The following is a 12224-nucleotide window of genomic DNA, read 5'->3' on the forward strand; positions in this document are numbered from 1 at the left end:
TCTGACCCCGGATCCCCGTAATCACGGGGTTTTTGGCCTCACAGCTTCGTCACAGAAACGACACGGGCTATTGCCTCCGTGACCTTTTCGCAATTATCGTGAACGCCAGCAGCACCGCGAAGGGTTCACACCAGACGCGTTTCCCATCTCAGTCGTTCACACGAGGGGTATCTATAACCCGGGATGTGAGCGTCCGCGTCAGGATCGGACCCACAGCACGCCTCTCCCAAAACGGGGCTGGCTGACGTGGCACTTGCGCCCATGAGAAAAAGTGAGGAACTACCGTGAAGCACCGCCGCAATTTTGCGGTGGCGGCCGTAACCGCCGCCGTCGTGACTACAGCGCTCGTCGGGACCACCCTGCCCGGCCTGGTCGCTGATCGCACTTCCGATGATTCTATTGTCGAGCAGGCCACCGATCAGGCCCTCTCCGCCGAGACCCTCGTCCGAACCGATCTGCCCGAGGTCCCCTCCGCGGACGACATCTCCACCGCGAGAGAATCACAGCATGCACGAGACCGCATGATGGTCGACATCGTGGGCCGCATCGACCAAGCTGTGGACCGCGCAGACGAGTTGGAACTCGAACTGATGCGCCAGCATTCATTGGCCCAAGCTCGCCTCCAAGATGCCGCGGACCTCCAGCAGGAAGCGGAGGACGCGTCCGTCGCAGCCGAGGCAGCACTTGCCATGGAGGCCTCCGAGGAGTACCAGGACGGCGACACATCTGCCGCTGATGTCCTATTGGGAGACGACGATGCTCTGGCCGATGACGCAACAGGTCAGCAGCTCTCGGAGCAAGCCGAACGCGAAGCGGTGGACGCCGCCCAACTGCAGCGTGAAGCTGAAGCAGCCTCTGAGGCTGCCGCGAGCGCTTCAGAAGAGGCCGCCGAAACTCTAGCCTCCACTGGTACACAGGACGGTTCCACCAATCAGAGTCTCGAAGAGCTCGACAGCGTTCTCCGCGACCTCCTTGAGACGCTGCGCGAAGAAGAAGGATTCGAGGGAAGCCTCAGCGACTTCCTCACCTTCATGTACGGCGAGCATGACAGGGCAGACGGCGGCACCGGATACTTCGACGCCGACGGAAACCTCGACGGCGAAGCGGTACGCGAACGTATTCGACAGCTGCGCGCCGCAGGCCCACAGACCGCCGTAGCCGAAGTCAACGATGAAGACGACGACGAGGCTGACGATGAGGCCGAGTCAGCCAATGAGACCACCGAGGATTCTTCGGACAATGCGGAAGGGGAAGCCGCGTCGTCCGAAGAATCCGAGGTCACCGAAGTGCCCACATTCGAGTCCTTGAACTCGGAGCAGCGCGAGCTCCTCTCCGAGGGCGCCGAGTTGGAGGGCTTCGACGGCTCGGCTGAGTACTACCGTGTGGTTCTGGAGAATTCCGCCCTGACCAGCGATGGCGCCGTTGACTGGGAGGCTTTCGCCAACCACGTCGCTTATCTCACCACTCAGGCTGAAGATGAAGCGGAGCCAGCTCAGGAAGCGGAACAGGAAGACGAGCCGGCACCCAGCCCGAGCTCCTCACCCAGCCCCACCAGCAGCCCGTCACCGACGGCATCCTCTTCACCTAGCCCTTCACCAACTCCCTCCCCCACAGAGGCCTCTGCCCCGGGGTACAACTCCCTGAGTTCGGGTCAGAAGTCCCTCTTGGCCAAGGCGGCAGATTTGGAGTCCGGCTTTGACGGTGGAGCTCGCGACTACTACGCGCTGCTGCAGAGCAATGATCTGTTCACCACCAGTGGCGGCTCGATCAACTGGACCGTCCTGGAAGGCCACGTCGCCTACCTGGACAACCAGGCGTCAGCGCGTTCGAGTGCAGCGGAGGAAAGCTCCGAGAGTTCAGCTCCCAGTTCGACTCCAACACGGACGGCCACACCCACGCCGACCCCGACACCTACCCGCACATCGACTCCGGAACCCTCACCGACACGGACTTCGAGCCCCGCGCCGACTCATTGGGATGACCTGAGCAGCGAACTGCGCAGCCTGCTCGTCGAGGCCGCCCGCATCGAGCCAGGCTTCAGCGGCTCCGGTGGAGACTACTGGCGCGCAGCCACACAGAACTCCGACCTCACCAACAGTGACGGTACCGTGTCAACCTCGAAGCTGGCCTCGCACGTCAGCTCGCTGCGGAACCAGCAGAGCAGCAGCTCGGGATCAACAGACTCCGGCTCTAGCGGATCTTCATCGAGCAGCGGGAGCTCCTCTAGCGGCGGCAGCTCCTCCGAAGGCTCCAGCTCCAGCGGTTCCTCCTCCAGCGGTGGCAGTGCCCAGCCAGCAAGCAGCACCGGAGGTAGCAATGCTGCGTCCATCGCCACGAACTGGGCTCGAAACGAAGCCAGCCGTCCAGGCACCAGCTATGTGCTCGGCGCTAACGGGCCAAACTCTTGGGACTGCTCAAGTTTCACCCAGGCTGCCTATCGACAGGCTGGCGTGAGCTTGGGGCGGACCACGTGGGATCAGATGGTCCAGGGCCAACAGGTCTCATGGGGTGACCGTCGTCCAGGTGACTTGATCTTCTGGGGCGATTACCACGTAGCGATCTATCTAGGCAATGGCATGATTGCCGATGCGGGTAACCCACGCGCCGGTGTGTCGGTGCGGAGCGTATTTGGCAGCCCCACCATGGTTCGCCGAGTCGCTTAGCTCGCAGCGCACAGAAACGACGACGCCCTCAGCACCAAGGTGCCGGGGGCGTCGTCGTTCTCTTGGTTAAGGGAGGGCCTCGTAATGTGCCATTGGCTCCGACAGAGCGCGCTCAGGCTCCTGCTCAGAGGACAGGTCCAAAGTCCGCGCGATCCTGGATGCGCTCGTCCTCTCCGTCGGGGACGACCATCAGGGGGCCTTCTGCATGCTGGAGGACTCCCTGGGAGGTGGAGCCCAGCAACATACCTGCGAATCCGCCACGGCCACGGGTGCCCAGCACCGTCAATTGAGCCCGGCGGGTCTCTTCTACCAACACATCGACGGCGGTACCGTCGATGACCTCAACCTCGATTGTGAGATCAGGGAAATGGCTGTTGAGCCATGAGCGACCGGCCTTTAGCTTCTCCTCCAACTCGGCAAGGGCATCTGAATCTTCAATATGAGTGGGGATCCAGACCAGCGTTGACCCCAGCGGCGGCAGGGCGCAGACCAGCCTGAGGGTGACGCCCCGTTCCGCAGCCTCCTGCGCGGCGACCAGTGCAGCCACTCTGCCGTAATCTGAGCCGTCTACGCCGGCGACCACCGGCCGCGCATCCTGAGCACGGAGAGGGTGCGCACCTTCCTCGATGAGCGACTCAGGGGCTGCTGCGCCGGGCTGGGATGACGAAGATACTATGGGAATGGCTCCAGTAGCAGTCGTCACCGCGTTTTCTTCTTTGGCAGAAAACTTCAGTGGCACCAGAACGGTTGGGCACTTCGCGTGCGCAGGGAGGGCTGAGGACACTGAGCCCAGTAACCGTCCGAAGAACCCACCGCGTCCGCGCGAGCCCACGACCAGCATCTCTGCGTCGTCCGAGTATTCAAGCAACACCGCGGTGGGATCACCAGACTCGATCCGGTAGTCAAGTTCGCCTGGGTAGTCCCGCAGGAACTGCTTGGCCTCGTCCATCACGCGTTCTGCTCCCGCCCTCAGCGACGAATCGTCCATCATGGCGTACCCTCCGTCCATGGAGGATGCGGCGAAAGCGGGGATCGAGTATGCGGTGACCACTGTCAGCGGCAGGCTTCGCCGATAGGCCTCAGCAGCCGCCCAATGGGTTGCCCGCAGCGACTGTTCAGAACCGTCCACGCCTACGACGACGCCGGGCTTTTCCTGGGTCATGGTGGACCTCCTCAGATCAGGTGTGTCCTCATGGTACCGATCGCACCTGCCACTAGCGAGGCTTTAGCTCACGCGTTGAACCATTCGTCCAGGAAAATTCGTAGTGATCTCTTGCACACCCAGGTCAGCCATCAGATCAGCATCGGCGAAACTGTCAACTGTCCACACGCGAACCCGGCAGCCCCGCGCGATCCATGCCTTGATCTCGGCGCGTCGAGAACGAACATAACCCACCCCAGGGCCGGCGATGCCCACCTGCTGATTCCAGATCAGCGTCTCTGAGTCACGGACAGCACCCTTCATTACCGCGGCAACAACGGGCCGTACTGCTGCGGAGAAACGCAGGTGTGACCATCGCACGTCAACGGAGGCGGCGTCGACGGTCGATACCAGGGCGCAGAGTTTGTCGCTGGCGACCAACTCTGCCAAGTATCTCAACGACTCTGGGTAGAAACTCATAATGGTCACCCGGACAGTGTGGTCACCGAACCGTATATGGGAAGTCTCGGGGTCCCATCCTGCGGCCAGGAGCACCCTGAGCATGGTGTCTTCCAGCTTGTGCCCAAACGGCGAAGGGTGCTTCAGCTCGATTGCCAAGCACGTGTCCCGACCGGCGGTGCCCAGCAGTTCGAGGACGTCCTGGAGCGTCATCAGCTGATGAGACCGTGACCCGTAACGTGCCGGGAGCAGGGGGGTCTTCCAACTGGAGACATCGAGCTGTCGCATGTGAGCCAAGGTGGTCTCAGCAACTGCACCGGCGCCGTCTGAGGTGCGTTCAAGTGTCGGGTCGTGGAAACAGACCAGTTCTCCGTCCCGCGTCAGGTGCAGGTCAATTTCAAGACCGTCAGCGCCCTCCTCGAGCGCACGCAAATATGCGGCCCGAGTGTGCTCAGCGAAAAGACCAGACGCTCCGCGATGGGCGAAGACCCGAGTGCGCCTGGCACCGAGACGGCCTTCGACAGCTTCGAGCGGGGCTACCGGGAGAGCGTCGAAAATGTGCCCAGAAGAGAGATGAAGGGGGCGGAAGATATCAGGGCGGCACTGTTCGAGTCCGTCGCTGCGCGTCACACTCCGGAGCCTATGCGGAGCAGGCCAACTCCGGGCGAGTCCAGAAGGAAGATCTGAACAACGCCGCGTGAATGAGCCGTAAACGGACCGGTTCAGCAGGTCAGTCCTTGGTGAACTCCGCCGGTAGTGCTGCGTCGGAGCTCGAAGATGGGCTGGTGCTTTGGCGTATGCGCTGTTGCTTGAGTTCTCTGCGCTGCGCAGCTGTGGAAGCCTTGAGCTCCCGCTTCTTTGCCCGGCGCTTCTTTCGGTCCGCCCGCTGCCTCTCCCGCTCGAGCCCACGCCGGAAGTCCTCAACTAACGCACTGGGAGTCTCCTCAGGGAGCTCCCCGAACGCAGAGCGCGCACTTGAGGTGATTTGCCGGGCCAGAACCCGGTTCCCCACCCCACCGATCACCGCGCCTATTCCGAAGGGAATTGCACGGGCGACCATGGAAGTGCCCCGGCGGATGAAGAACTTGCGTACGAACTGTTTGCGCAGTTGATTGCCGATCAGCTGACTCATGGTGGACGCACCCGCTGTGCCGGCAGCAGCATTGCTTAGCGGGACGATGGACCCAATGGGTCCACCACCACGGCCTTCGGCCTGAGCCGAGAGTTCGCCTAACAGCTTGCGGCCCTCCTCCCCCAGCATGATCCCCATGACCAGCAATTTGGCCTTTTGGGGATCCTCCGTGGTGATTCCGGCTAACTCAGCCTTGGACTGTGCGTACAGTGCGCACATCTCAAGGAAACTGCCGGTGGCAAGAACAGATAGGCCCATCGACGTGGCGGTTCCCACACCGGGTACTGCTGCGGTGGCCCCGATCAGGAGACCTCCGCCGGTCATGGACCGTTTGAATTCCGTATCGAGGCGCTCAGCGAGTTCTCGGTTAGTGAAGGTGGGGTGGGCTTTTCGGAGCCGCCGAAGGTTCGCCAACACAAGGGGCCGCTGCACAGTGACCGCGCGGGTCAGCCACGCTTCTGCCGAGGGTGTGAGCTGGCCGTCTTCGGTGAAGGCCCGGTGTGAGACAAAAGAGATCGACTTTGCGGCGAGAAGTCCTCCCGCTGCACTGCGGAGAAGTGGCCGGCGAGATTTCTTAGCTGCGCGCCGGTCACGCCCGCTGACCTGGGAAGATGAAGCGCGATTGCCACTGCTCGAGGGGACAAGGTTCGTCGAAGCCATAGAGCCGAGTGTATGCGCTCAGCTGCTGATCGTCAGGTCGAGCCACACTAGACGGTCATCGAGACCGTAGGCTGAATCTGGATCCACGACCTCATATCCATGCTCACCTTCAGCCGGCCAGAAGATTCCAGACCCGCTGACGTCAACACTTGCTGACGGAAGAACAAAGGAAGCACGCTCGCCTCGCCCCCCGGCCACATGCCTAGTGTCCTCCGGATCTGCCGCCGAAGTCGCGGCGGGATGCTCCTCTTGCGGAACCTCAGTGACTGCTTCGGGACGCGTATCCCGTATCACTGGTGATTCCAGCAGGACGTCAAGATTCTCTGATTCACCGGCTCGCACGGCGGGAACTCCGGCGACGACGAACGGTGTGCCGGGGTCCATATGACCGGTTTCGCCGGCATCGTCATAGAGGTACCAGGCCCGGCCCGCCACGTAGTCCGCCATAACGCGCCGCATATCGTCTCCACGATTAGTGTCCGCCACCTCTGGCGGGGAGGCTACGGAGGCTGAGATGAGATGAACATGCTCCCCATCGACCTCTACAGGGACGTCCCACATGCTGGTTTCGTTCAGCCGAAGCACAGAGGATTCCAGTGAAGAGTCCCGCCCAGTGGTCATTGAGGTGTCCGGTACATCACTCCAGAGGAATTCCTTGAAGGTGCGAACTTCGTGCTCCACGATCGGGTACTTGGAGAAAATGACAGTCCCGTAATGGCCTGGGTATTCGCCATAACCGACGGCATCTCCGGGGCCCCCGATCGTGCCATCTCCATCGAGGTCAACCCCGGACTCCCGGCCGGAGTTTGTGCCATCGGTAAACGTGTAGGGGTAGTCCAAGCCCGACTCAGAATGCTGCCCGGCTGCCAGATAACTGTTCAAGAGCTCAGCGATCTGGTGTTCTTTGTCGTAGCTGACACCAGTCAGGACAACGATGTCCGGGTCGTTCATTTGGACGGTCTGCGCCACAGCTCGTGCCTGCGTGTGGTTGCCAGTACTCAAACTCGCAATGAGGTCCTTCACCGGGTCTTCCCCGGTGGAGTCAGCCGTGATATCGGCGTGCAGTGTTGCCACACGCAGATCATCGGCGTCTTTGGGAACTGTCGACGCGGTTTTGTCTTCATCTGAACTTTGACCGCTCGGTTGCCCTGGAGCTGGGAACAGCGAGTCTGGGGTTGCGTCGTCAGCAACCCCTACAACTGCGGAATGAGCAGTTGAGGTACTGGACTGCGCAGCGGGAACAGTCGCGAGAGATAGGCACGAAACAAGGACCAGGGCGAACCCGGTCTTTGCGATATCCCTCATTTTCATCCGGTGCGCAGGCGTTTGAGAGCCTGTGGGCATAGAGACCACGGTAACGCGTTCTCGGCATCCAGCCAAGCCCCCGAGATGTCAAGGCCAAATAGTTACCAACGCGTAACCTGCCATTAGGCGCAGACACATGTATAGAGTGGCGCAGTAATTTATTACATCACTTGCATCGAGGAGGAACTTCATGGCTTCCCAGCCAGAAGTCGAAAAATTACGGGATTGGTCTGTATCAGACGTGCTCCGTGGACTTAACATGTGGGTTTTTGTCCCCGCAGTCGTCATAATTCTCGGCGCATTGGCGTTCGCCACTTGGTGGGGAAACCAGTACGGCGCTGAAGCCTTCGAAACTCTCAACTCCACTATCGTTGACACCGTCGGGTGGTGGTACGTGCTGATCTGCACTGGTTTTGTCATTTTCGCACTGTGGGCAGGGCTCTCCAAGGCCGGAAATATCCGGTTAGGACGCGATGATGAAAAGCCAGAGTTCGCAATGGGCTCCTGGTTCTGCATGCTCTTCGCCGCTGGCATGGGCATCGGCCTGGTCTTCTGGGGAGTCGCGGAACCACTCTGGCACCTGATCGCGCCACCGGAGGTTACCGCCGATGCTGGTGTGGACGCGGACGGTAATGTGATCGCTGCGTCAGAGGCTGCGAATGCTGGTTCTGCGATCGGCCAGTCCCTGTTCCACTGGGGATTGCACGCTTGGGCCATCTATGTGGTCATCGGTTTGGGTCTCGCCTACATGACATTCCGCCGGGGACGCCCTCTGGCGGTGCGCTGGCTGCTGGAGCCCATCTTCGGCAGGAAGCTCATTGAAAGCTGGGTGGGTCACATTATTGATGTGGTCGCCATCGTCGGCACCGTATTCGGCGTCGTGACCTCTCTGGGTATCGGAACCCAACAGATCGCCGCCGGTATGGGGTTCATGGGATGGGTGGAGGACCCAACCTCAGAACCACTGCTCACCGGCCTGGTGATTGTCATCATGGCCATCGCCACGATCTCGGTGATCACCGGCGTCCACAGGGGCCTGAAATGGCTGTCCAACTTCAACCTGGCCGCCGCGGCCGTGTTAGCACTCTTCGTGGTGCTCGCCGGACCGACTCTCTTCCTACTTCAGTCCATCGTCTCCAACGTTGGTGAGTACGCCATCGCCTTTCCGCAACTGATGTTCCAAGGCGGCACCGAATACGCAGCAGGAGCCGGCGGCGAAGATGTCGGCCTGCTAGGCAACGGCTGGTCCGCGGACTGGACCATCTACTACTGGGGTTGGTGGATGAGCTGGGCACCATTTGTGGGCATGTTTATCGCCCGTATCTCTCGCGGTCGAACAATCCGCGAGTTTGTGCTCGGCGTGCTGCTCGCCCCCACAGCTGTTGGCATCCTCTGGTTCTCCATCTTCGGCTCCTCCGGCATCTACTACCAGCTGACCGAAGGTGCCATGCTGATTGACGATGGCGAGGGTGGCGAAACTGTCGGAACTGAGGCGTCTCTCTTCCAACTGCTGGAGCAACTGCCGATTGCATCCATCACATCCGTCCTGGCGATCCTCGTGATCACCATCTTCTTCATCACCTCCGGTGACTCCGGGTCCTTGGTCACTGATGTGCTCGCCTACGGTGGGCGCACTGAGACTCCCAAGATGACTCGCGTGTTCTGGACTGCGCTCATTGCCCTGGCTGCCATCGTGCTGCTGGCGGCGGGTGAAGATCCGGACTCGTCGCTGCGTGTGCTGCAGGTTGCCGCGATCGCATCGGCGGCGCCTTTCTCCATTGTGATGGTGCTGGCCGTGATAGCTCAGATCAGGCTCTACCTCTACGAGGGTCGGACCGCGCCGCGATATGTGCGGATCCGCCGCCACGCCACCAAAGCAGCAGTCGTCGAGACGGCACGCCGCGTGACCGGATCAGATGAGGGACCAGCTGTGCACCGGACGGTGCTGCAGATCCTCAACGAGCAGACCAAGACTCTGCGTTCCATGTTCGGAGGTGCCTCCGGTACGTTGGCCGGGCTGCCACCCACCACCGGTGCCGGCACACCGGAGGCCGGCGGCAAGGCCAGCGACGATCTGGTGTTGGCGGTCCAGGACCTCCCCTCCCAGGCAACCTACGTCAACTCCGAGACCGGCGTGCTGGGCTGGGATGAAAAGGGCGCCTACCGCGACCCACTCCGCGCCGACCAAACCTTCGCAACTCCTGAGTTCTCCGAGTCCTACGAAGGGTGGGAGCAGGAGGCGGAAGAGTACTTCGACGAGGCCGTCGCCACCGGCACCATCCCTGCAGTGGAACCGGAGGACAACGACAAGGCCAAGTAGGACCGGGCTGGCCCGGTCAGCTCAATGAAGGAGCCCGTCCGGCACAACCGGACGGGCTCCTTCATTGACGTCTTAATTGCCGCGATCAGGCCGGATTGAACGTGGTGGGTTCCTTGCCGGTGCGCTCATTGCGTTCCAAACCGTCGATGGCCTGCAACTCGTCGTCAGTGAGCTGGAAGCCGAAGACGTCGAAGTTCTCCTTGATACGGGAATCCGTCACCGATTTGGGGAACAGGATCCGTCCGCTTTGCAGGTGCCAGCGGATGATGACCTGCGCGACGGTCACTCCATGGGCTTCAGCTGCGTCAACAATCGGCTGGTCTTCGAAGACCGCCCCTTGAGCCAGGGGGCTCCACGCCTGGGTGGCGATGCCGTATTTCTCATTAGCAGCCTGAATATCGCGTTGCTGAAGAGCGGGGTGGACCTCCACCTGGTTCACCGCTGGAGTGACCGATCCTGTCTGCGCGACGCGGTCCAAGTGCTCAGGGGCAAAGTTGGAGACTCCGATCGAACGTGTCTTTCCTTGTTTCTGCAGCTCTTCGAGTCCGTTCCAGGCCTCAAGATACTTCTCATCGGCCGGAGCGGGCCAGTGGATGAGGTACAGGTCCACGTAGTCCAAGCCCAGCTTGGTCAACGATGTCTCCAGAGCCTGCTGTGTCTTGCCGTCCTTGAAGTCGGACACCCAGAGTTTGGTCGTCACATACAGGTCCTCACGAGGAATGCCGGACTTCGCGATCGCAGCACCAACACCTTCCTCATTGCCGTAAACGGCGGCGGTGTCGATGTGACGGTAACCGGCGTCCAAGGCCTTCGTGACCACCTCTTCTGCCTGGTCGGCGGGCACCTGCCACACACCGAATCCCAGCTGCGGGATTGTGGTGCCGTCATTGAGCGTCACAGTGGGTCCTACAGTCATGGATGCTGATGTCCTCTCGATGGGTTAAGACTTGGAGGCTTGGGGCCTCCACCTGATCAGAACCGCCGCTGCGGGCCGTTCATTCCGACAGGCCTACAGCGGCTGAGCTCAGACGCCCAGGCGCCGACGCAGCTCACGGGCATGCCGTCGGGAGACCTCCACCCGAGAGCGCTGCCGGTCATTCATCACGAGGGCCAGATGGCCACGGAAGTCTGGAACGAGTTCCCTCACATATCTGAGGTTGACGAGGTAGGAGCGATGAACCCTGCAGAAATGTCCATGAAGTCGGCGTTCCAGCTCGTTGAGGGAGAACGAGACCAGCACCTTCTCCTCCGCGAGCTTGAGTGAGGAGTAACCGCGTGCAGCGGCTGCGTAGACAATGGCATCGCCCTCGATGAGCATGGTTCGTCCGTCGCGCTGGACGGGGATACGCACCAGCCGGTCCCGGGGATCGGGGGCTCTGAGCGCAGCTGAGGCCGCCGCGTCGTCGTTCTTCGGGTTCTCCTCGGAACGAGCAGGTGCGGGCGCGGTCAACGCACGTTCCAGGGCACGGGCGAGGCGGTCCGCGTCGAAGGGTTTGACCAAGTAGTCGGCAGCAGCGAGGTCAAAAGCTTCTACAGCGTGGTCGGGGTACGCGGTGGTGAAGATGACCTTAGGCTGTTTGGGCAGTTCGCGCAGCTGCTCAGCGACCTCGAGTCCGCTCAAACCGGGCATGCGAATGTCTAGGAAGACCAGGTCATAGTCCAGCGAGCGCATCAGGACCAGCGCTTCCTCGCCGTTGGTGGCTTCTCCGACCACTTGGACGTCAATATCGCCGGAGGCTTCTTCCAGCAGGTAACGCAGCTCCTCGCGTGCAGGAGCTTCATCATCAACAATCAGGGCTCGGGGCGGCACAAGTCACAGTATACGGACGCCTAGCACTGCGGTGACCTCAGCGCAGCGGAATCTTCAGCTCCACCACGGTGCCGCCGGATTTCGGTGTGGAAATCGACAAATCGTAGCGGTCTCCGAAGAGCGAATCGAGCCGTTCAGAGATATTGCGCAGCCCCACACCTGCATGTTCTCCAGCGGCCGAGCTCGGATCGGTCAGCGCAGCATCAGCATGGTCACCCACATCCCCCTCTCCAGCTGTGAGCTTGGCCAGTACCTCAGGATCCATACCGACACCATCATCGGAGACTCGGATGGAGGTGGTCCTGGTTAATGGATCAACTCGCGCCCGGAGTCGGACCGTTCCACCCTCAGGTTTGGAACCGATCCCATGTTTGACAGCATTCTCCACCAGGGGCTGGATAGTGAGCACGGGAACACGCGAGGTGAGCACCTGCGGGTCGATGTCGTAGCGAACCTGGAGCCGGTCACCGAACCGAGCCTGTTCTAAGGAGATGTAGGTGCGTACAAAGAAGTACTCCTGGGCGAACTCCGCCAGGTGGCCTTCCTGCCGTACCGCGTAGCGGAAGAACTCTGATAGCCGAAGCAGCAGTTCGCGGGCTTCGTCCGGCCTGGTGCGGGCCTTCGAAGCGATCGTGTTGAGGATGTTGAACAGGAAATGCGGATTGATCTGGGCCCGCAACGCATCCAAACGCGCGCTTGCTGCCAGCTGTTTCTCACGGTCAAGCTCAGCCAGT

At 61.3% G+C, this 12224-nt stretch carries 9 protein-coding genes; 2 read left to right on the top strand and 7 right to left on the bottom strand.

The annotated features are described in order from the left end of the window. Positions 1 to 284 precede the first annotated feature (284 nt). A complete protein-coding gene (locus tag FH975_RS07165; RefSeq protein WP_162320728.1) occupies positions 285 to 2663 on the top strand; it encodes a C40 family peptidase in 2379 nt (792 codons plus the stop codon). 124 nt (positions 2664 to 2787) lie between these two features. Here the strand turns inward: FH975_RS07165 and FH975_RS07170 are convergent, their stop codons facing one another. The 4 genes from FH975_RS07170 to FH975_RS07185 all read right to left on the bottom strand — a co-directional run bounded on the left by FH975_RS07170 (position 2788) and on the right by FH975_RS07185 (position 7360). After that, positions 2788 to 3825 (bottom strand): universal stress protein, encoded by a 1038-nt coding sequence (locus tag FH975_RS07170; RefSeq protein WP_162320729.1) that lies wholly within the window; start codon positions 3823 to 3825, stop codon positions 2788 to 2790. Positions 3826 to 3888: 63 nt separating this feature from the next. Then, positions 3889 to 4893, bottom strand: a complete 1005-nt coding sequence (locus FH975_RS07175; protein WP_162320730.1) for a glycerophosphodiester phosphodiesterase — start codon at positions 4891 to 4893, stop codon at positions 3889 to 3891. A gap of 100 nt (positions 4894 to 4993) precedes the next feature. Then, a complete protein-coding gene (locus tag FH975_RS07180; protein ID WP_162320731.1) occupies positions 4994 to 6055 on the bottom strand; it encodes a hypothetical protein in 1062 nt (353 codons plus the stop codon). An 18-nt stretch (positions 6056 to 6073) separates the two neighbouring features. Next, positions 6074 to 7360 (bottom strand): endonuclease/exonuclease/phosphatase family protein, encoded by a 1287-nt coding sequence (locus FH975_RS07185; protein ID WP_162320732.1) that lies wholly within the window; start codon positions 7358 to 7360, stop codon positions 6074 to 6076. A gap of 190 nt (positions 7361 to 7550) precedes the next feature. Here FH975_RS07185 and FH975_RS07190 point away from each other — a divergent pair, with 190 nt between their 5' ends. Further along, positions 7551 to 9680, top strand: a complete 2130-nt coding sequence (locus FH975_RS07190; RefSeq protein ID WP_162320733.1) for a BCCT family transporter — start codon at positions 7551 to 7553, stop codon at positions 9678 to 9680. A gap of 85 nt (positions 9681 to 9765) precedes the next feature. Here FH975_RS07190 and FH975_RS07195 read toward each other — a convergent pair whose 3' ends face one another. The 3 genes from FH975_RS07195 to FH975_RS16280 all read right to left on the bottom strand — a co-directional run. Then, positions 9766 to 10596: an aldo/keto reductase gene (locus FH975_RS07195; RefSeq protein WP_162320734.1), complete on the bottom strand. Its 831-nt coding sequence runs from the start codon at positions 10594 to 10596 to the stop codon at positions 9766 to 9768. Between the two features lie 108 nt (positions 10597 to 10704). After that, complete coding sequence (locus tag FH975_RS07200) at positions 10705 to 11490, bottom strand: LytR/AlgR family response regulator transcription factor (RefSeq protein ID WP_162320735.1); 786 nt, start codon at positions 11488 to 11490, stop codon at positions 10705 to 10707. A gap of 37 nt (positions 11491 to 11527) precedes the next feature. Then, positions 11528 to 12224: sensor histidine kinase (locus FH975_RS16280; protein ID WP_202923097.1), on the bottom strand; the 697-nt coding region annotated here is incomplete at its 5' end.

This window comes from Nesterenkonia haasae (genome assembly GCF_010119385.1).
GTDB classification, from domain to species: domain Bacteria; phylum Actinomycetota; class Actinomycetes; order Actinomycetales; family Micrococcaceae; genus Nesterenkonia; species Nesterenkonia haasae.